Consider the following 19,441-nt stretch of genomic DNA (forward strand, 5'->3'; position numbering starts at 1 on the left):
ACTTCAGAATTTTCCTGCATCTGCTGCTTAAATAAATTTATCGAGCTAGTTAAATTAACTGTATAAAATTACTAGCCTACACAAATAGGCTAAATATATACAGCGCTTCCGCCTGTTATAAGGTACACTAGGTTAAAATATAAATACTTTTAAATGAAGTCATACTCTATCGAGCTTCGAGAAAAAATAGTTGCAGCACATATTCAAAAAAATATCTCAATCAGGAAAGTAGCTAACATATTTTCTGTCTCAAAGAGTTTAGTGCAAAAGCTTGTAAAACAACAAAAACTTGAAGGAAATTTACAACCAAAGCCGCGAGGAAAACCACAATTTAGTCATCTGACAAATGCTGACATAGAGTTAAGAGAATTAGTTGAAGCACATCCAGATGCAACATTGATAGAGTTGTGTGAATTATTTGCAGACAAAACTGGTAATTGGGTAGGTCGAAGTGCAATGTGTCGTGCCTTACAAAAATTAGGATTAAATCGTAAAAAAAAACATTGCGGAGTAGTCAAGCAGCAACAGAAAGAGTTCAAAAACTAAGAGTAGAATATTGGGAACAGGTCAGAGATATAGATCCAGATAACTTAGTATTCCTAGATGAGACAGGAGTTTTATTAGGTCTGGCAAGAACTCATGCGCGTTCGCAACAAGGAACAAGAGCTTACGACCAAAAACCATTTTATAGAGGTGCAAAAGTCACAGTAATTGGAGCAATTAGTATTAAAAAAGTAGTGGCGTTAATGACGATGAATAACTCAATGGATAGCCAAGCATTTGATGTATTCATTGAGAAGTTTTTAGCGCCTAATTTATGGACAGGAGCAGTAGTCGTCATGGATAACTTACCTGCCCATAAACTAGCATCAATTGTACCAATGATTGAAGCTGTAGGTGCGAAAGTTATTTGTTTATCCTCATACTCTCCTGATTTTAATCCAATCGAGTTATGGTGGTCAAAACTCAAATCTTTTTTACGCAGTTTTGCTCCAACTACAACAGAAATGGTTGATACAGTAATCTCAGTTGCACTCGACTTAATGAATCCTCAACATTTAAAAAACTGGTTTACTAATTGTTGCTATTGTACCTCATAACACCGGGAAGTGCTGTATAGCTCCAAACTTTTAGTCTGAGAGTATACAGGCTTCCACAAAAATTATAGTATACAATTATCTATTGTGGAAGTCACTAGGTTTACTTGTCTCAATTTTTGCTTTCGTTTCTTAGCTTGACCTTGCTAAGTCAAAACCAAATTATCCCGATGAATCACCGTTTCTGCACCGGCATATCCTAAAATTGTGGAAATTTCTCGTGAATGACGCCCACAAATCTTTTGCAGTTCATTGCTGTTGTAATTCACAAGTCCCCTGGCAATTTCGTTACCGTTTGTGTCACACAATTGCACTGCATCTTGTGTGTCAAACTCTCCTTCTACTAGCTTAATTCCAGCAGCTAATAACGATTTACCCGCTAGAGAAACTGCCGCGATCGCACCTTCATCTAAATACAATTTACCCGCAGGTACAAGTCCGTAAGCTATCCAACGTTTACGCGCCGAAGTCGGTTCAGGTTGTGGTTCAAAATGTGTCCCAATCAGTTCACCTTGGATAATTTTTTCGATATTCCGGGGAAATCGCCCTTGGGTAATTACGGTACGGACTCCCGCAGCGATCGCAATCCTCGCAGCCGAAATTTTTGTCACCATCCCACCAGTACCCCACTGGGAACCTTGGGAACCTGTTTGTATTTGTAATTGAGCTAATTCTTTAATACTACTAACTAGAGAAATCGGTCGCGCATCTGGTACGGAACGCGGATCGGCTGAGTACAACTTATCGACATCAGTAAGCAAAAATAGCCAATCTGCTTCTACTAGGCTGGCAACTAATGCCGAAAGGGTATCATTATCACCAAATTTTAGTTCGTCTATGGCTACGGTATCATTTTCATTTACTATGGGGATCACTCCCAATCCCAGTAGTTCTTGAAAGGTGTTGTAGGCGTTGAGATAGCGGCTGCGCTGTACTAAATCACTGCGTGTCAATAATACTTGAGCGATCGCTTGTTGCAGAGTAGTAAATAAATCATCGTATATCCGAATTAATCTGCCTTGTCCAACTGCTGCTACTGCCTGTTTGAGTGCGATCGCTTTGGGACGTTCAGTTAAACCCAATCGCGCACAACCCACCCCCACAGCACCAGAAGAAACCAAAATTACCCGATGTCCTTGGTGTCTTAAATGGCAAAGTGTCTCCGCCAAAGTAGCGATGGTGGAAAGTGCTAATTGTCCCGTTTCTGGTTGAGTTAGGCTAGAAGTACCGATCTTGACAACAATTGTGAGTGGCATCTAAAAAGTTAGGAGTTAGGAGTCATTTAATTTTAGATTTTAGATTTTTTCTTCAATCCAAAATCCAAAATTGCGATCATAACTCATTATGGTACTGCAACAAACTTCCCACCTTTTATTTGTACTAAAATTGGCTCAGTTTCCCGTTCTCCTTCAGAACTAAATTTGAATGGATATCCTGAAGTTTGATTGACCGAAAACTTCGCATTTTCTAAACTTGTGAGAATCGTTGTACGATTAGAATCAGTAGATAAATCTTGAAGCAAAGCTTGTGTTGCATCATAACTGCTTGCAGTACGCCAAGTGACGTCACTTTTCCATAATTTTTTAGCTTTTTGAGAGTATTGTTTTGCTTGTGCTGCGTCCCTAAACCAAGGAACAACTGCAATTAAACCTTCTACTGCCTTACCAGCTTTACTTAAGGTTTCATCGCTATAAAGAGTATTCGCACCTAATAATTTTAGTCCCGGTTTTTTTCGATTTTTAGAACTGTTAATTATATTATTATTTGCTTTAGCAATATCTAAAGCAACATCAGTATATTGTCTATCTGGAATTAAAATTGCTGCCTGGGCTTGATTAGCTAAACTTAGCTTAACTTCCTTTTGTGCATTTAATGTCCTTTCTGTCAAATCAACTTGACGAACAATTTTACCTCCTAGCTCTTCAAAGTTATTTTGAAATTCCTGCGTCATACTTTCACTAAAGAAACTCGTAGATTTAAAGATTACTACTCTTGTTAAATTCAAATTATTAATAGCGTATTTTGCTAATTTTTCTCCCATTGCTGCATCTGAAGGTACAGTCCTGAAGAAAACATTACTCTTGTGCAATAAAGTATTACTACTGGTAGGAGATATCACTGATATTCCAACATTTTCATATTCTGTTAAAGCTGCTTTCGTTGCCTCACTATAATTATGTCCAATTACTCCTAATAGAGAGTTAGTTTTTACCAACTCAGCAGCAACTTGTTTTGCTTTTTCTGGTTCCTTACCATTACCATCATTAGCAATAATAATAGACAGCAATCTCCCATTTAAGCCATCTTTATTATTAAACTCTTGTTGTGCCTGCGCCACACCACGCAATATTTCTTGAGCAAAGTTAGTATTGTTATCTGCGGGGACAACTACTGCCAAGGTAAAATAATTTCCCTTGTCACGAGCAAGGGCGTTATTATAGTAAACTAATACTTCTGGATCTGTACGATCGGCTTCTACTGCTTTGTTTAAATAATTTAACAGCATCTTGATAATCACCCTTTTTAAAACTTTCAATACCTGGTCACGATAGGTTTATTTACAATAGGAAAAAAAGTGCGATCGCCGCTACTAAAATTAACGCTTGCATCATCTACACATAAAATACCTAATACTTTATTTTCGCTTGCCAAGCACGGTGTGGAAAAACGACCAATACCTATCCCCAAAATAGCAGAAATTGCCATTGCTCCTGCTATTATAACTACATGAGTCCTTTTGGATAACCTCTCTTTTGGTGAGAGTTCAAGATAATCTGAGACTTTTCTTTTTCTTCAGAAATCTCAATTTCTCGCTTCTTATTTTCTGCATAAAACTTCAATGGCTCTATTTCTAATATTTTGTTAAATAAATCTTTTGCCTGTTTCCAATCATGTTGTTGCTTCAATTCATCTGCATATTTTTCAATCGCTTGTAAAAACCCTTCTTTATTGCCTAAAGGGTCTGCTTTATCAGCTCTATTATAAATTTCTAAGACTGTAGTGTAATCCTGATTATGTAAACATCCTTCAGCTAAAACTAGATCAAAATTTAACCTATGAAAATTAGGAGCTAAAGCAGTATTATAAGTAGCTAGATTATTATGTTTCTTTTCCTGTGGAGCTAACTGCTTTTTAACTTCGTAAGTGGAATAATTTTCTTCTTCTTTGAATTTTTCTAACTCCTTAATTTCTTGTCGTAATGGATGACGTTGCAGTAACCAACGACGCACTAATTCAATTTTGATTTTGTTACCTGTCTCATACAAAAAATTATACTTAATAAGCTCTTTAACTGCTTGTTTTAGAACTTCTGTTTTCTCTATTCCATATTTGTTAAGTAGTTTAAATGGGTTTTCTGTAAGCGTTTGAGATTTCTCAATAGCTATCTTCTGAGATTCTGCAACAGCACAAAACACAACTTTTTCTGGAATAGTCAACCCATCCCAAAACCACGCTAATCCCGCTTCTGCATTCTCAATTGCTTTCTCAACAATATTATCTATATCTTGCACATTAATATGCCATTCATCTAATTCTCTAGCTCTGACAAAAATAGCAAAGCAGATGACTTGAATAAAATAAGGATGTCCTGCTGATAGTTCAATAATAGCTTGAATCGCTTCTGGCTTATATTCTAAAATTCCTTGAGCCGGATATGTAATTAGCTGTATAGCACTATCCTTATTTAAAAAACCTATTTCGGTTTCACGGGTAGAAGCATCCTGAAAATAATTGAGCAAATTCGGCATATTGGCAGCTTGTCTACCTGCAAATATAATCAAAAATAGTTTGTCTTCTACTTGAATTACCGAATTCAAATAAGTAAAAAATTTTTTTAGCATTAATGCAGAAGAATTATAAATTAATGCTTCAAACTCATCTAACAAAAAAACTATTTTTTTTCTGTCTAACTCATCAAAAATCTTAGTCAAAAATTGACTGTAAAAAATAGATTTATCTTGGTCTAAATCTTCACTAGTAGGTAGCTTGATTTCTTTTGGATCTATTTCTAGATGTTTGATAATTTCTTTAGCTAGTTCTGCTAGTATTGTAGAGAGATTCTCACCAGTATAATCTTCTAAATTGAATGGAATAAAAACAAAGTTTTCTAATTTAACAGATTTGGGAATATTACGAATTATAGACGACTTGCCGATACGTCTTTGACCATGCAATAAAGTTACTTTTATATCTTGGCTCAGATTATCTTCAACAAAACAAAACAAATCTTGTCGCCCAAACAGTAGTTTTGGGTCATCTATTGGACGACCAATTATATAAGGGTTTCTTCGAGATGCCAAGTGTGCCATAGCATTAACAGTATATTACTAGAGGTATGTATTCTATTTTACACCATCTAAATCGAATTGCTGTAGTCTACCTCACTTTCTAGGTTAATTATTTTGTGCTGGCATAATCCACTTTCCACCTTGTATTTGAACTAAAATTGGCTCCGTTTGTCGTTCTCCTTCAGGACTAAATTGAAGTATATTTCCAGAAGTATTACTATTATTTACAACAAAATTAATATTTTTTAATTTATCGATAACTGTTGTCCGTTCAGAATTAGAAGATAAAGCTTGAATAAAAGCTTGGGTAGCATCATAGCTAGTTGCGGTTCGCCAACTCACTTCTCCTCCCCATTGTTTTTTTGCTTTTTCGGCAAAGTCTTTTGCTTGTGGAGCTTCCCGAAACCAAGGAACCACTACAATCAAATTTTCTACTGCATTTCCACCTTGACTTAAAATTTCATTGCTGTAAAGGGTATCTCCACCTAAAAGCTTCATTGCTGATCTGTTTCTATTTTGAGATTTGAATCTCTCAGCTATGTCTTGGTTTACCCGAGCAATTTTGAGAGCAATACTTATATTTTTCCTATCTGGAATTAATACAGCTGCTTCTGCTTTGTCTCTATAAATACTTTTGTTAACCTTTGAATCCATATCTAGCGTGGCATCAGCTAAATTAATTTGTGGTTTGTGAAGCACCTTACCTCCCAAAGTTTCAAATGTCTTTGTAAATTCTTCCCTCATGCTGTCACTGTATGAACTCTCAGGATTAGAAAAAATCACTATTTTTGTTAACTTCAACGTCTTGAAGGCATATTCCGCTAATTTTTTTCCACCAGCAGCATCAGAAGGCAAACTCCGAAAGAAATTCTTCCTACCCAGTAATTGTGTACTGGTGCTACTTGGAGAGATAACAGCGATATCTGCTTTGTTATACTCTTCCAAGGCTGCTTTAGTAGAGTCAGAACTGTAGTGACCAATGATTCCTAAAATTGATGGGTCTTTTATCAACTCCGCAGCTACTTGCTTGGCTTGTTCTTTTTGACCTGCATCGTTGGCAATTTTAATCTCAAGCAATCGACTATTTAAGCCATTGTTTTTGTTTTTATTAAACTCTTCCTGTGCTTGTGATACACCGCGTAATATTTCTTTAGCAACGTCAATATTGTTATCTGCTGGAACAGCTACTGCCAAGGTAAAAGAATTTCCTTTTTGTTTAGCACGAGCATTGTTATGATAAATTAATACTTCTGGATCGTTAGGGTTAGCTTTTACAGCTTCTCCAAACAGCTTAATGGCTTCTTCATATTTTTCTTGTTTAAAGGCTTTAATTCCTTGGTCACGAAAGCTATTTTTAATATTAGGAAATAAAGTGCGATCGCCATTACTAATTTTACTCTTATCTTCTATACATAAAACACCAAATTCTTTCTGTTTACCTGGAGGACAGTCAGATGATAACCGATAAGTAGCTAAACCTACAGATCCGATAACTAAAAGTGTCATTACTGCAAGTATTTTTCTTAAAGTTAAACCTTTGTGATTTTTATCTATTGAGTTATTTATGGAATTAATTGTATTTGATGTGGGATTTATGGCATTTTTCTCAAAAGTTTCAATTTCTAAAATTTTTTGTTTAGCTAATCTTCTATTAGGTTCAATTTCTAAAATTTTCTTGTACTGCTCTTTTGCTGTGGTAAACTTTTCTGTGATTATTAAATTATGTCCATATTCTGACAACGCATCTAAATATCCTTCCTTATAATCTTGAGAATCCGCTTGAAAAAGTTCTTTGTAAAGTTCTAAAGATTTTGAAAAATCTTTTGCTTGTAAATATTGTTCAGCCAAAGACACTTTAATATTAAAATTTTCAGGATTTATTTTTATGGCCTGCTCGTAATGCTGTAATGCTAGCTCATGTTTTCCTTGTTCAGACCAAAAATTTGCTACTACAATCAGGTTATTAACAGTATTAGTATTTTCAACCTTTGTTCTTAAACCTTTTATTTCATTTTCTAGTGAATGATATTGTAGCAACCAACAACGAATTAATTCAACTGTGACTTTTCGTCCGTCATCAGATAAATAACGGCTTTCAATTAGTCTTTTCCATGCCTGAGATAGCTGTTCTGTCTGATTTATGTCATTTTTCCTAAGCAAATTTAATGGTTCTTCCGGAACTTTTTTTAGTTGCTTAATAGCTATCTCTTGACCTTCTGATACAGCTGACATAATGATTCTTTCTTCGACGGTCAGTACCTCCCATAAACCGTGCAAGAATGAATCAGCTTTTTCAATCGCTTCTTTTAAAATAGATTGCACATCAGTAGGTTCAATATTCCATTTCTTATTTTTTCTTGCTTGTTCAAAAATAGCCGAGCAAATAACTTGAGTAAAACATGGATGTCCTGCTGAGAGTTGTATAATTTCCTGTATTGCTTCTAATTCATATGTCAAAATACTTTCAGCAGGATTAACAATCATTCGTTTAGCGCTAGTATAATCTAGCAAACCAATTAGTTCGGATGGCGCATCCTTAAATAAACTCAGCAAGTTTGGTAAATCATTAAGATATCTTCCAATTACTGGGATGATAAATATTTTCTCTTGCTCTCTCGTTAGCTTTTTGAAGTAGTTACATAATGGTTGTTGCTCAACAGTATTAATATCGTTACTTTCATGATTTGCAACATCGAACTCATCAAGCAATAAGACTAAGCTTCTATTGTCTATTCTCTGATAAACTTTTGGGAGAAAATCCTTATCAAATGTTGATTCTTGGTGGAATGATTCTCTTGGCGGCAGTATCGACTTATCCTTAAGTGTCTCAGTGATTGAGTCAGCCAAATTGTACAGAATATCCATTAGACTTAACTTAGCTTGATCTTGCAGGTCAAATTGGATAAAAACAAATTTATCAAGCTTAACGGAATTGGGAATCTGTTTAAGTACAGATGATTTACCAATACGTCTTTGACCATGCAACAAGATAACTTTTACACCTTGGCTTAGATTATCTGTAATAAAGCTGAATAGACTTTCACGACCAAAAAAGCTGCTGGGTTCATGTATTGGGCGACCAAGAATGTAAGGATTTCTACGATTAGTTACTTCATTCATATTAATTGTCTGTACTAATTACCTGGCAATATAAATCCTTTAGGGAAAGCAGCTACTAACTTACCAAACCACTCCATAATCTTTGGAATTTTATCTTGATTGTTCCATAGCCATTTAATAGCTGTAGTGAATTTCTCCTTCTGCTGGCGACTCATCAAATTGAGAAAAAGTTTTTCTCGGGCTTGCAACCACTTCTCGTCAGTTTGCCAAAGTTCTTGAATTACCCAACGCTCCATTGTTGATGAAGTGAAAGAGTAAATGTTTTTCTCTTCTTGAACAGTGTGAGTTACTACACCTTGTTCTTCCAGCTTGATTAGTTCTGCTTCTCTTTGGCTAAAAATTAATTCAATACCACTAACATCAAATTGTTTTTGTTTATGTAGGCGACCTTTTAAAGCAGAAAGAGCCATGAGCATCAGTAAAGTTTGTTCTACTTCACTACACCTTTGCCAAATATGTTGAAAAATCTGTTGTGTCACACTTTCAAAATCGCTAACGAATTTATCTACACTTGGCGCATTTGCAGTGAGTAAATCTCCATGAAGTAGAAAACCAGATGTTTGTAGCAAAGACGGATGTCCGCCTGTAATTTCTTTAATTGCTTCCCGTAATTCTGGTATTCTTAATGTCTTAAATATGTCGTCAATTTCACTATTATTAAATGTCTTGAGTCGCAAAAATAGATAATGGTTGTACCACGGTGAAGCGTTGGGATTGAGCTTTGGGCCTAATTCATTGAGACGCTTCAGAGAAGTAACAATCATCGACAGATGTTGTCCTTCCGCAGAGTGAACAGCCAAATTACGGCACTCACTCAAAAATCTTTGCATCGCATCTTCCCCGTATTCTTGGTTCGTACCGAGCGCTACATGGAAGTCATCTATTAGCAACACAAGATATTTATTTTGTGCTTTAAACTTTCGTAATATCTCTCGCAGGCTATCTTTAGTCGGACTTCCTTTTTGCAAAATTGTATTAATATCAGCCTGCAATGTAGATTCATCTGTTAATTTATCTTTGACAAGGCTCAGTATTTCTCCCCAAAAACTGGCAGGTATGAAAGGAGCGATCCTCTCGCAACTAAAACGAACAATTACCGCTTGGGATGGATCCATTCCGTGGTCTTCCCAAGCTTGGGGTGATTCTAGTTTCTGCAAAAAGGAGGTTTTGCCCATACCTGAACCGCCCCAAATTGCTAAGTGGCTGTGGTTATAAATTTGATCAAAGGCAGCTGCAATTTCTGATGCTCGCCCGACAAAATGCTCTGGAGGTACTGGTTTTCCGACAACAAAAGGATTTTTTTGTCGCATGTAAGATTTTTAAATAAACACTTAAGTGAAATTAAGTAATATAGTATCACTTTTACATAACATTATAAAATGATTGCAATGCTTGATCGTAAATAAAAGGGTTTAATAGTCCTATATTTATACGTAGCCTCAGTTTGTGTTGGGGTTTAAATCCAGGACTGAGAATGTTTTCAATTTTGAATTGTTAACTATGGGGTTACTCAGTACTATAAGCCGAGGCATTTCTAAAGTTAATAGGTAATACCCAATTTCCAATGGCTAATAGGCAGTACTGAGTCTCTAATACCTAATCTCTAGCCCCCAATACCCAATTCAAATTGTAAAGCGCCAATCCCTCTATAGTGAAGGTTGACGCTTTACGGAAGTATATTTACTTAGTATGAGTTAGGGTCTTTTTTGGCTGACCCCATGTTATTAATACTTATGATCCCCGATTTTTGAATCACATTCAGATTCCTTAATGATCTCTTTAGATTTACTTTCCTGACGTTTTCTCAAGTTTTGTGAATTTTCTTTTTCTTGGGGGTAATAGAGGCTCCCAGAATTTCCGATATCCAAACTTCAAAGTTGCGGATGGGATGAGAGCGGAGGGCTTCGTCTGCATGGACAATCGGTTCAACTAGAATGGTAAACATTCCCAGGCGATTACCTGCGATGACATCCGTAAATAAGCGATCGCCTACCATCCCCACTTGATGCACTGGTAGATCCATTCCCCTAAGTGCTGCTCTAATTTTGCGTCGGGAAGGCTTGGCTGCACCTAAGTAGTAAGGTAGATTAAGCGATCGCGCAATTCCACCAATTCGCGCTTCACTCAGGTTGTTACTCACCAAGCACAATACAGTACACGTGCGAATTTGCTCCACCCACTCTCGTAGTTCTAGCGAAGCTATGCCTACTGTAAAAGGTACTAAAGTTTCATCTACATCCAATACCAGCCCTTTCAGCCCGTATTTTTGGATAATATCTGGTGTTAGGTTCAACACTGAACCCTCTAAAATCAAATCAGGCTGTAAAAGATTGTTCCAGGCCATAGTCAACAGTCAAATTTAAGTAGTTCTAGACAAATGAGCATAACCCAATATAGTTTAGTTAGTCGGACTCGATTCTGGGATATCTCCCTGAACACTTTGAGATAAAATCCCTAAAATTTTATCTATCTCTTTAATGTAATAATTATTCAAATCAATAAATATATCGTTTTCTTCTAACTTCAAAAACTTCCAAATATCCCCCGTTGTTACCGCGCCATAAATTTTCCTAATTTCATTTCCTTCTTGTTGATTAAACAATTGTGCTGCCAACATTGTCGCTGCACATTGACCTAATCCACTTTTAATATTTTCATTTTTTGCTTCAATAATAACCACCACAGGTACATTAATTGTTAGTTGCTCTTTAGCACGGCTAATGATAAAATCACAATAGCCATTTAGACCTTTTTCAGCATCTACATTAAAATCTGTTCCTGAAAATAAACTAATTGGATAACTAGCCCTACGTCTTACCTCCAACAAAATCGGAGTGATAATCATTTCTGAACGAGCTTTTTCAGTATTAATTGCTAAAGCCAATTCTGCTGTTTCTTCTAAAGAATTTATAAGTTTCTCGCTTGGCTGTAAAGGTTCGATGTCGGCACATAAATCAGTTTCTTCATCAATGTGGATGCTGAATGACTTTTTAAATTTACTTAATGTAAAGTCGCTATAAGCCATTTTCAGCACCTCATCCCAATTTTGGATTTTGCGGAAAGTTGTAAGAAGGGTTTCCCTCCGTGGCAAACTTTTCAAGACGGATAATGGAATTAAAATCCCTACCAAACTGCTTTTTCCAGAATCTTAAACAATACTAATTGTCCCAATTTAGTGTCAATGATTCATTGCTTCCACATTTAATGGGACATGGTAAAAGGTTTAGCTAGATTTTGATTACAATCAAAACTTTCAATTAAAAAATTCAAAATGAAAACGTTACATTTTGAATTTTTAATCTTATTCCACTTCATTAAAAAGATGTTCTTCTAACAGAGGCTGCACTTTGCGAAACTCCTCTGGAGAGAGTAATTCAGGTTCACCTGTTTTCGTTATCCGGGCAAAAAACAACAAGGGATCGAGGGGTGTATAAATTGCATACTCTTGATCTTCATCATAGAAGCTAGCGAGTAGTTGTAATTGTTCTGGCTCTAAATCTTCCCCTTCGTCTTCGATTTCTAAGGTGAAGAGTTCTGATTCTTCAACTGGCGGTAAATCACCTTCAACTGTCAAAGCATAAGCTGTATTTTTCAATACCAGGTTCTGCTCAGATAACACAGCTTGGGCATTAGCAAAAATTTGCTCAATAATGGCATCATCTTCTACCAGAACCGCTTCTTCTTCCTCACCGTCACCTTCCCAAGAAAAAATTTCTACAGGTGAGTCTACAGGAAGAAGCAAAACATATTCTTGCTCATCAACCTCAAGTCGATGCTCTACATAACAGTCGAGCGATCGCCCTTTGTCATCGGTTAAAGTGATGGAACCCGCATGAGCGTTATCATTTTCTTCAGAGAATGGAGAGGAAAACATAGCCAAATGTAGAAATTTAATAAATACCAGCAAGTTTGGAAATCGCTTAACTATTTTTTCATGACATATTATGTCAAGCAAATAGCTTTATACATAGATACAACTGCTGGCTAATCGTTTTCAGAATATCATGTTAAAAGGTATCAATATTCAATAGCCGCAACTGAACTGCGGGAACTGGCACGCTTAACATCCAGCCATTGTTGCAAAATCAAAGCGGCTGCCTTGCGGTCAATCAAACCTTTATGGTGTGATGGGGAGCGGTTTTCAGCTATCAGCAGTTGCTCTGCTTGATATGAAGTTAATCGCTCATCCATATATTCCACAGGCAGTTTTAGTGCTTTAGAAAGCCTTGTAGTAAATTTCTGAACTTGACGAGCCTGAAATCCTAGTGAGCCATCCATTGAATAAGGTAAGCCCATAACGAGAACTTGCACTTCACGTTCATTAACTATTTGTCGGATTTGCTCCACATCGCGCTCAAAAGATGTACGCTCAATTGTGGTGATTCCCGTGGCAATTAAACCCGTGCGATCGCACCCGGCTACACCAATCCGTTTGCGACCAAAATCTAGCCCCAACGCTGAAATAAAAGGTTTCGGTTGCTCTGGGGATATCACAATTAATTCTCCTGCTGTGCATCTGCTGATTCAGAAATCGGCGATGCTTCGATGCTAGGGTTTTTTACCGAAAAGTTAATTGGTTCTGACTTACTTGGCAATGGTTTATCCGACGATGGCAGTTGTCCTGGTTGTATCCATGACATCCCACCGGGGATAGGTTTACGTGCTGGTTGTAAACCTTGCAACATATCAGTCCACTGAATTCCTTCTAAGGAGACAAATTTAGACTCCCGTAGCTTGTGCCACACAGAGCGAGACATAACTAACGTATGTTCTATGCGTTTTGCTCCAATTCGCTCCAGATACTCTTCTCGCTCTGCCTGATAGTCTGAGGAGGCTAGCTGTAACCCTTGCTGGGGAAAATCTTGGGCAATACGAGCTAGTTGAGATAGTAATTCTGGATATAGCCAAGTGTAAGCAGGATGAACCGTCAGCGTTGCAGCATGGGGAACTTCACCCTTACGGTCAAGCTGCACCTGAAAATAGCCGATCGCAGCTTTGCGCTGGGGTTCAAATACGTAACCACTGACTACTTCTGTTTTAGTTAGCCATTGCTTGACTGCATCAGTTAAAGCGCCAAACAAACTGGTTTTAAAGTCGCGGGTATTGCGGTCAAAAACTTGACGTACCAAAGGTGGCATCGATGCCGTATCTAGTTGATACAACAATTGGGCATCAGCATTACTCACTGGCAACAGGTTGGGCAAGTCTGGCTCTGCTTGTGCCAATTCAGCCAGTAATTCTGGGTCAATTTCCCAGTATGTCATTTCTGCCAGACGCTGGAATCCATTTTGTCGATATAGTGCTAGCGCCTCAATGTCGTTGATGTTAACTTCCAGTAGCCAGGTACGAGCTTCCAAAATCGATTCAAAGCAATGACGCAAAAGTTGCGATCCAATTCCTTGTTTATCGACACCACGCTCTAATAGCACTTGATCAATCCGCCAAGTACTGCGTGTCCGGTTAAAAGGTGATACTTGAATCATTCCTAAAAGCATCCGCCCTTGCTCTGCGATATAAGCACAGAGGCGATACTGGAGCGGGTTAGGAAACCAACTCAAAAATTTGAGTAATCCATACCAGCGACGCAGCATAAGCATCTGGTTGATGGCAAAACCTGCTCCCTTGGGAGAAAGAGCTGCGAATGACTCTTGAGTTATGCGCTCAATGCCGTCCAGATCCCGGTATTGGACTGGTCGGATAACAACGCTGAGGTTTCTGGGAAGTAATGAGGTCATTTTTTATTCGAGCCGCCATTTAGCCTTAACTAACTGCTCTTCAAAGCAAGGAACTGCTGCAATCATCTTAACTAGTTTCTGCTTTTTACTATTGTGCCAAAAGGGTGATTTCAGTAACTTAATACTTAAAAAATCAGAAAAAGCAGACCTTGTGAGAACACCATTGGCATTGACCCAACAACATCTGCCCTTATTTTATTTGAATTTTGATTAAAATTTGTATATATTTTATAGCCCTTGTCGAGAAACCAGCTTTTCAAAGTGGGCTTGGGTTTGATGGAGTAATTGCTGGCGACTATCTACCAGTGTTTGTTTCAGGGTTGGAACAAGATTGCGAGCTTGCAGAGTCATGTGAAGTTGCAGGTTGGCAACATATTCACTGAAATCTTGATTCACTTCATCTACGCCCGCATCTTTTAATAAATTTGATTCCATTGCCACTGTGTTCTCCTATGTTAATCCTATGCTGTCTCTCTTCATGACCAAAAACTATCACGTTGTTTGGACTAACTTCTTAATTTGCAATGAAGTTTAACGCTTCTTAGGGATAGCGATCGCTTCAAGCGGGAGTATCGATTAAAATCTTAAACCAACACCACCTTGTACAGAGATAGCTGTACCACCGCTATTACGGTAGGCATCAAAAGCAATAATGGCGTTGCCAAAAAGCACAGTATTGCTATTTGGGATCATATAATCAATGCCTGGTTGTAAAGCAAAACTAATTTTGTCCCCCACAGGAGAAGAACCACCACCACTAGCCAACACTAACCCAGCACCCAGGTAGGCATCAGCTTGCCAGTTAAGGGGAAAATCGTAAGAAACCGTTGGTACAACTGCCGTATTATTACCAATTAACACTTGGGCGCGGAGTGAAAGTGGCGCTTCCAAAAGCTTGTAACGTCCCGCTATCACGCCCCCCAATTGAATACCATCGGTAAAACCAACAGTGGGGCCTATACCAATATAACTGCCATAAGCTACTTGAGCTTGTGCTGGTTTAATACTCGCCAGACTCAAGACCAAGCCTGCCCCCAAAACTGAAACCAAATGTGGAATATACTTCATAACCGACTCCTCACACCAATTAATCATTAGTCATTAGTCATTAGTCATTAGTCATTGGGCATTGGTTATTCGTCTTGTCTCCCTCATCCTCCCCTGCCTCCCCTGCTCCCCCTGCCCCTCTGCTCTCCATTCTACGGGCAACGGGGATGAATGCCTCCTTGAGTACAAATGTACGCTAATTGCTTAGAATCTAAATTTTTGGCTTTAGAAAAATCAACGCCTTGGACTACGGCAGATACTGAGCCTAAATCTGGGGTTTGGACAAATTGATCTGCTGGATCTTGTTTGCTAGGCGCGATAATTGCCCCTTTAAAATCTGCCCCGGCAATATTTGCCCCCCGTAAATCTGCAAGACTCAGGTCGGCATTTTGCAAGTTAGCGTTTTCCATCTGGGCAGAACGCAAAACAGCACCAGCTAAACGAGTGGCGCTCAGATTCGCATTGCTGAGATTAGCACGATCCAAATAGGCTCCTGATAAATCTGCTCCTTGCCAATCAGTGTTAGTTAAGTTGGCAAAGGATAATTGCGTTCCGATAGCAGTGACACGACCTAAACGGGCAGCGTAAAGATTGGCTTCGTTCAATTTAGCATCGCCTAAGTCAGCCCCAGTCAAGCTGGCTCTTTCTAAAACTGCGTTTTGTAGATCGGCTCCTACTAGTTGGGTGCTATTGAGTTTAGCCTCATATAGACGCGCATTGGATAAATTGGCTCTGTTGAGAGTAGCGCGGCTCAAATCGGTACGGTTCATCAAGACGCGACTGAGGTTAGCATCAGTCAGATTGGCTTGCTGCAACTGAGCTTGGCTTAAATCAGCCATTACATCGTCGTAAGTATCCCAACGTCCATCTTCACCTGCACCTCGAAAGCGGCTACCTTTAAAGCTGGCTTGGTTAAGATTTGCAGATTTAAACTTAACCCCTGATAAATCAAGGTTGTCTAGTACCAAGTTGAAGAAGGAACTTCCCGGAGTACCACTTTGACCTAATTGGGTGCTACTCAGGTCAATACCCTGAATTTTCCCACTGTAAACAGAGAGAATCTTATTGATTGTCCGTTGGTTTCTTTGTAGCCGCCCTTGCCGTAATTCCCGCTCTTGGGCTGCACTGCTACCCATAGACTCCAGTTCGCTAACCAAAAACTGATTCTTATTTTTTAATTCTGGGATGGCTTGGGGCCCGACAGTTGTTAAAGCTTGTTGAATCGTATCCAGGACGCTGGGGTTGGTTTCGCTAACTAAGAGATCCACCAGATATTTAATGGACTGTGGATCATTAATACCACCCATAGCCAGAATTGCACTTTGGCGTTGCTCATTAGTCACCCCAGAGTTAGGAGTCAATTGGTTGCGGAGTTCATCGAACTGTTGCCTGTTGATTTTCTGGGTTGCTCGCTGGGATTGTTGAATTTGGATATAAACTTGAGTACCGATTAAGGTTGCCAACACAGCAGTCATACTCGTCAACCCGATCCCAAACATGGTCAGATTAGGATTTTGCTGTATTCGTCGCCACAGATTAGGCGACTGGTTGGTTTGATCTGCTGCTAATTCTTCTCCCTCTTGCCATTCTTCTGCTTCATCATTACTGCCAGCAGACTGAGCTTGTCTGTTATTAGCTAAAAGTGCATCTATTGTATAAGTACCTGCGAGTTGATCGTGGAGTGCGCGACGCCCCCGGCGCGACGGTAAGCCTATCCCTTCACCCACAATCATTAATAAAGATAAAAATGTGAATAATCCTAAATTCGGAAAAGCAAAGCTGTAGCGCCACAGTAGATAGGCGATGGAAATTGGTACAGTCCAACGCCCAAATCCTTCTCTAATCACAACTGCCCCCAATCCGGGGGGTTTCCCTTGCTCGTTGACAACCCGCACTTTTAACCAACGTTTAGGAAGTGTGCTGCCAGTCTTAGCTAGTAAATACAATTGCCACCATGAGAGAGTTACAGGCGCTAACAGGGCGATTGTCCACAAAATATTAGTTGGCCATGCTACGTTACGGATGCCATAGCTTACAGGCAGAGCCAGGGGTCTAGCGATCGCTCTTTCTGTTACTACCAGCACCGGGTTTAGCGGTACTCGATTCAAATCGCTTCTAGAATTGGCATAGACACCAATGCCGAAGGGAATCAACCCGCTAGTAACCACTAGTGTGATTTCAGCCGCCCAAGCAGCAAAACGCCTACTTGCTAGCAACACTGAATTGGCTCTTTCCGGTTTTTTTGACTGACCAGATTGATTACTTCTCCTGACAATTGGTGAGGTCATTGTATAATTTCCTTTGATATTATTTCTATCTACGCCGCGATCGGCACAATTAAAATAGACTCAGCTAATCAGCGAAAAGAAAAGCATATTGAAATAGGATTTAGGAGTTATACAGCAGAATTCAGAATTCTGACTCCTGAATTCTGAAGTAAAACAGGTTTTATACCTGGCTTTGACAGTTCTTGTGTACTTTCCCTTCCTTGAAATCCTCTGAAAGTCAGAAGCAGTTTGTACTCTGGCTCCTGACTTTCATCGCTTCGAGCAGAATGCAAAATAAATGCATATCAGCTTATTGCTTACCTTTAAAGCTACCAGACACAAAAAATTTGTATCCAACATACACTAACACTGCCAAAAGCGCCAGAGTGATTACAGATGCAACTAGTTTAAACACTGCTTGCAGCATCGCCAAGCCTACTAGCACCGTCACACCCAAAACTACCAGCTTTTTCGCCCCAGATAAGCTGTTGAACCAAATCTTAAATCGCTCCAGTTGCAAGTTGAAGCTGGCAAAAACAGACTGAGGCGTTTGTTTTGGTTCTTGTGAAACTACCCCAGGCGGGGAATTAATTTCTGCCTCTAGCTTATTGAGGCGACGCTGTAAGTCTTCTTCTGGTTGAGGATTCATCAATTTTTTCTACCTCAGCTAGCATACTTATTCAAGAACAGACAACAGACCAACCAAATTCTATTTTTGGTGGTTGTCTTAGTGATTTTAGCTAATGTCTGTGTGTGCAAGAACTGTCTAAACAGGGAAAAATGCTGTTTTTTTTCTTGCTTGCCTTCCAGACATGAGTATTTATGATGTGGAGACGTTGGAATGCAATGCCTCTACATCAAATCTTCACAAACAATCCTTAACTAAATGGTATTGCTTTATACGGCGGCTTTTGGAACTAAGATGAACTGCTGCCGTCAATTAGATTAGAAAGTATAACAATATTGCTCTAAAAAAATCTGGAGCATTAACTAAAATGAAGACGCTTAGGCTACTTGCAATTGTTCCAACAGCTTTGGCGATGAGTTTGGTTTTCACTGAGGCGAATTTAGCACAGACACCAACAATCCAAATTAATCGCAATTTTCAACCAGATCCACTGGTTTTGAAAGGAAAGTCTGGGGGAACTTTCAAAAGTAATTGTGGCAATATTACCACTGAACCTAATCAAGTCATCCAGATTACAGAGCGACTACCTTATTTGCGATTAACAGTAGAGAGTCCAGGGAAGCCAACGCTGTTAATCGACGGGCCAGGAGGGCGCTTTTGTGTAATGGCAGATAGCTACTCTGGAGGCAAGCCAGAACTTTCTGGTTTCTGGACACCAGGAACATACTCGCTGTATATAGGCGAACTATCCCAGCAACAGTTTACTTCTACCCTCTCAATCTCACAAAAAAATAAATAGTCATGAGTCATTTGTCTTTTACTAATGACTAATGACTAATGACTCTTTACTAATCTTCAAGTGATTTAGCCTGAACTTCGACAGCAGTGACATCAATTGTGCCTTCTGGCGTGAAGCGCTGAAAATGACTATTTTGTACTAACAACGACTCCCCACAGTTAGGACACTGTAACTGACTGTTATTTAAACCCGTAAATTCATATCTACAGACGGGACACTGATCGGCAACCAAGTTGCGTTGCAGCCACCAACGAAAACCAAAAAAAGCCACAATGGGTGCTAAAAACAGCAACCCGACAATGATTAGCAAAGAATTAACCAACCAACCCAAGCCCAGTGATACCAGCAACCAAACAACTGCCAGCAAGGTGAGCCAAGGCTGGAGATTTAAAAGATTCAATTGAAATGACTTAAAGCTCATTTTTTAAATATCGTCCTGCTCTCCTTCTAGGATAGCGA

General features: G+C 38.9%; 19 protein-coding genes. 3 read left to right on the forward strand and 16 right to left on the reverse strand.

Annotated elements, in window-relative coordinates; genetic code table 11:
• Positions 1-153 precede the first annotated feature (153 nt).
• Both ANSO36C_RS13415 and ANSO36C_RS13420 read left to right on the forward strand, forming a co-directional pair.
• Positions 154-546, forward strand: coding sequence for a helix-turn-helix domain-containing protein (locus ANSO36C_RS13415; protein WP_251955951.1), 393 nt, complete (start codon positions 154-156; stop codon positions 544-546).
• Positions 504-1,100 (forward strand): IS630 family transposase, encoded by a 597-nt coding sequence (locus ANSO36C_RS13420; protein ID WP_251959934.1) that lies wholly within the window; start codon positions 504-506, stop codon positions 1,098-1,100. Before ANSO36C_RS13415 ends, ANSO36C_RS13420 begins: the two co-directional genes overlap by 43 nt.
• Positions 1,101-1,243: 143 nt before the next feature.
• Here ANSO36C_RS13420 and proB read toward each other — a convergent pair whose 3' ends face one another.
• From proB to ANSO36C_RS13495, 15 genes are all read right to left on the reverse strand, one after another.
• Positions 1,244-2,353, reverse strand: a complete 1,110-nt coding sequence (gene proB, locus ANSO36C_RS13425) for a glutamate 5-kinase (RefSeq protein WP_251959935.1) — start codon at positions 2,351-2,353, stop codon at positions 1,244-1,246.
• A gap of 86 nt (positions 2,354-2,439) precedes the next feature.
• On the reverse strand, positions 2,440-3,633 hold the full coding sequence (locus ANSO36C_RS13430) for an ABC transporter substrate-binding protein (protein ID WP_251959936.1): 1,194 nt from the start codon (positions 3,631-3,633) through the stop codon (positions 2,440-2,442).
• Complete coding sequence (locus ANSO36C_RS13435; protein WP_251959937.1) at positions 3,630-3,803, reverse strand: hypothetical protein; 174 nt, start codon at positions 3,801-3,803, stop codon at positions 3,630-3,632. Before ANSO36C_RS13435 ends, ANSO36C_RS13430 begins: the two co-directional genes overlap by 4 nt.
• Positions 3,804-3,820: 17 nt before the next feature.
• Positions 3,821-5,407, reverse strand: a complete 1,587-nt coding sequence (locus ANSO36C_RS13440; protein ID WP_251959938.1) for an ATP-binding protein — start codon at positions 5,405-5,407, stop codon at positions 3,821-3,823.
• An 84-nt stretch (positions 5,408-5,491) separates the two neighbouring features.
• Entirely contained in the window at positions 5,492-8,506 is a 3,015-nt protein-coding gene (locus ANSO36C_RS13445; RefSeq protein ID WP_251959939.1) for an ABC transporter substrate-binding protein, read from the reverse strand.
• Positions 8,507-8,520: 14 nt separating this feature from the next.
• Positions 8,521-9,816: an ATP-binding protein gene (locus tag ANSO36C_RS13450; RefSeq protein WP_251959940.1), complete on the reverse strand. Its 1,296-nt coding sequence runs from the start codon at positions 9,814-9,816 to the stop codon at positions 8,521-8,523.
• Positions 9,817-10,310: 494 nt separating this feature from the next.
• Positions 10,311-10,850, reverse strand: a complete 540-nt coding sequence (locus tag ANSO36C_RS13455; protein ID WP_251959941.1) for a YqeG family HAD IIIA-type phosphatase — start codon at positions 10,848-10,850, stop codon at positions 10,311-10,313.
• Positions 10,851-10,904: 54 nt separating this feature from the next.
• The gene (locus tag ANSO36C_RS13460) at positions 10,905-11,531 is read right to left on the reverse strand and encodes a hypothetical protein (protein ID WP_251959942.1); all 627 of its coding nucleotides are present in this window, start codon (positions 11,529-11,531) and stop codon (positions 10,905-10,907) included.
• Positions 11,532-11,807: 276 nt separating this feature from the next.
• Positions 11,808-12,380: a DUF3727 domain-containing protein gene (locus ANSO36C_RS13465; RefSeq protein ID WP_251959943.1), complete on the reverse strand. Its 573-nt coding sequence runs from the start codon at positions 12,378-12,380 to the stop codon at positions 11,808-11,810.
• A gap of 143 nt (positions 12,381-12,523) precedes the next feature.
• A complete protein-coding gene (gene ruvX, locus ANSO36C_RS13470; RefSeq protein ID WP_251959944.1) occupies positions 12,524-13,000 on the reverse strand; it encodes a Holliday junction resolvase RuvX in 477 nt (158 codons plus the stop codon).
• 2 nt (positions 13,001-13,002) lie between these two features.
• The gene (locus tag ANSO36C_RS13475; RefSeq protein WP_251959945.1) at positions 13,003-14,241 is read right to left on the reverse strand and encodes a GNAT family N-acetyltransferase; all 1,239 of its coding nucleotides are present in this window, start codon (positions 14,239-14,241) and stop codon (positions 13,003-13,005) included.
• Positions 14,242-14,469: 228 nt separating this feature from the next.
• Positions 14,470-14,676: a hypothetical protein gene (locus ANSO36C_RS13480; RefSeq protein WP_251959946.1), complete on the reverse strand. Its 207-nt coding sequence runs from the start codon at positions 14,674-14,676 to the stop codon at positions 14,470-14,472.
• A gap of 141 nt (positions 14,677-14,817) precedes the next feature.
• On the reverse strand, positions 14,818-15,309 hold the full coding sequence (locus tag ANSO36C_RS13485; RefSeq protein ID WP_251959947.1) for a hypothetical protein: 492 nt from the start codon (positions 15,307-15,309) through the stop codon (positions 14,818-14,820).
• A gap of 131 nt (positions 15,310-15,440) precedes the next feature.
• Complete coding sequence (locus tag ANSO36C_RS13490; RefSeq protein ID WP_251959948.1) at positions 15,441-17,576, reverse strand: pentapeptide repeat-containing protein; 2,136 nt, start codon at positions 17,574-17,576, stop codon at positions 15,441-15,443.
• 289 nt (positions 17,577-17,865) lie between these two features.
• On the reverse strand, positions 17,866-18,204 hold the full coding sequence (locus ANSO36C_RS13495; protein WP_251959949.1) for a hypothetical protein: 339 nt from the start codon (positions 18,202-18,204) through the stop codon (positions 17,866-17,868).
• Positions 18,205-18,550: 346 nt separating this feature from the next.
• Between ANSO36C_RS13495 and ANSO36C_RS13500 the strand changes: the two genes are divergently transcribed.
• The gene (locus ANSO36C_RS13500; RefSeq protein WP_251959950.1) at positions 18,551-18,982 is read left to right on the forward strand and encodes a hypothetical protein; all 432 of its coding nucleotides are present in this window, start codon (positions 18,551-18,553) and stop codon (positions 18,980-18,982) included.
• Between the two features lie 49 nt (positions 18,983-19,031).
• On the opposite strand, the gene ANSO36C_RS13505 is transcribed toward ANSO36C_RS13500, so the two are convergent.
• Positions 19,032-19,403, reverse strand: a complete 372-nt coding sequence (locus tag ANSO36C_RS13505; RefSeq protein WP_251959951.1) for a hypothetical protein — start codon at positions 19,401-19,403, stop codon at positions 19,032-19,034.
• Positions 19,404-19,441: the final 38 nt, after the last annotated feature.

Source organism: Nostoc cf. commune SO-36, assembly GCF_023734775.1.
In the GTDB taxonomy this organism is placed as follows: domain Bacteria; phylum Cyanobacteriota; class Cyanobacteriia; order Cyanobacteriales; family Nostocaceae; genus Nostoc; species Nostoc commune_A.

What these genes read in the sequence shown, in the direction of transcription:
- ANSO36C_RS13415 (WP_251955951.1), top strand. Translation starts at nt 154, where the DNA reads ATGAAGTCATACTCTATCGAGCTTCGAGAAAAAATAGTTGCAGCACAT.
- proB (WP_251959935.1), bottom strand. Translation starts at nt 2,353, where the DNA reads ATGCCACTCACAATTGTTGTCAAGATCGGTACTTCTAGCCTAACTCAA.
- ANSO36C_RS13435 (WP_251959937.1), bottom strand. Translation starts at nt 3,803, where the DNA reads ATGGCAATTTCTGCTATTTTGGGGATAGGTATTGGTCGTTTTTCCACA.
- ANSO36C_RS13440 (WP_251959938.1), bottom strand. Translation starts at nt 5,407, where the DNA reads ATGGCACACTTGGCATCTCGAAGAAACCCTTATATAATTGGTCGTCCA.
- ANSO36C_RS13445 (WP_251959939.1), bottom strand. Translation starts at nt 8,506, where the DNA reads ATGAATGAAGTAACTAATCGTAGAAATCCTTACATTCTTGGTCGCCCA.
- ANSO36C_RS13450 (WP_251959940.1), bottom strand. Translation starts at nt 9,816, where the DNA reads ATGCGACAAAAAAATCCTTTTGTTGTCGGAAAACCAGTACCTCCAGAG.
- ANSO36C_RS13455 (WP_251959941.1), bottom strand. Translation starts at nt 10,850, where the DNA reads ATGGCCTGGAACAATCTTTTACAGCCTGATTTGATTTTAGAGGGTTCA.
- ANSO36C_RS13460 (WP_251959942.1), bottom strand. Translation starts at nt 11,531, where the DNA reads ATGGCTTATAGCGACTTTACATTAAGTAAATTTAAAAAGTCATTCAGC.
- ANSO36C_RS13465 (WP_251959943.1), bottom strand. Translation starts at nt 12,380, where the DNA reads ATGTTTTCCTCTCCATTCTCTGAAGAAAATGATAACGCTCATGCGGGT.
- ANSO36C_RS13475 (WP_251959945.1), bottom strand. Translation starts at nt 14,241, where the DNA reads ATGACCTCATTACTTCCCAGAAACCTCAGCGTTGTTATCCGACCAGTC.
- ANSO36C_RS13480 (WP_251959946.1), bottom strand. Translation starts at nt 14,676, where the DNA reads ATGGAATCAAATTTATTAAAAGATGCGGGCGTAGATGAAGTGAATCAA.
- ANSO36C_RS13485 (WP_251959947.1), bottom strand. Translation starts at nt 15,309, where the DNA reads ATGAAGTATATTCCACATTTGGTTTCAGTTTTGGGGGCAGGCTTGGTC.
- ANSO36C_RS13490 (WP_251959948.1), bottom strand. Translation starts at nt 17,576, where the DNA reads ATGACCTCACCAATTGTCAGGAGAAGTAATCAATCTGGTCAGTCAAAA.
- ANSO36C_RS13495 (WP_251959949.1), bottom strand. Translation starts at nt 18,204, where the DNA reads ATGAATCCTCAACCAGAAGAAGACTTACAGCGTCGCCTCAATAAGCTA.
- ANSO36C_RS13500 (WP_251959950.1), top strand. Translation starts at nt 18,551, where the DNA reads ATGAAGACGCTTAGGCTACTTGCAATTGTTCCAACAGCTTTGGCGATG.
- ANSO36C_RS13505 (WP_251959951.1), bottom strand. Translation starts at nt 19,403, where the DNA reads ATGAGCTTTAAGTCATTTCAATTGAATCTTTTAAATCTCCAGCCTTGG.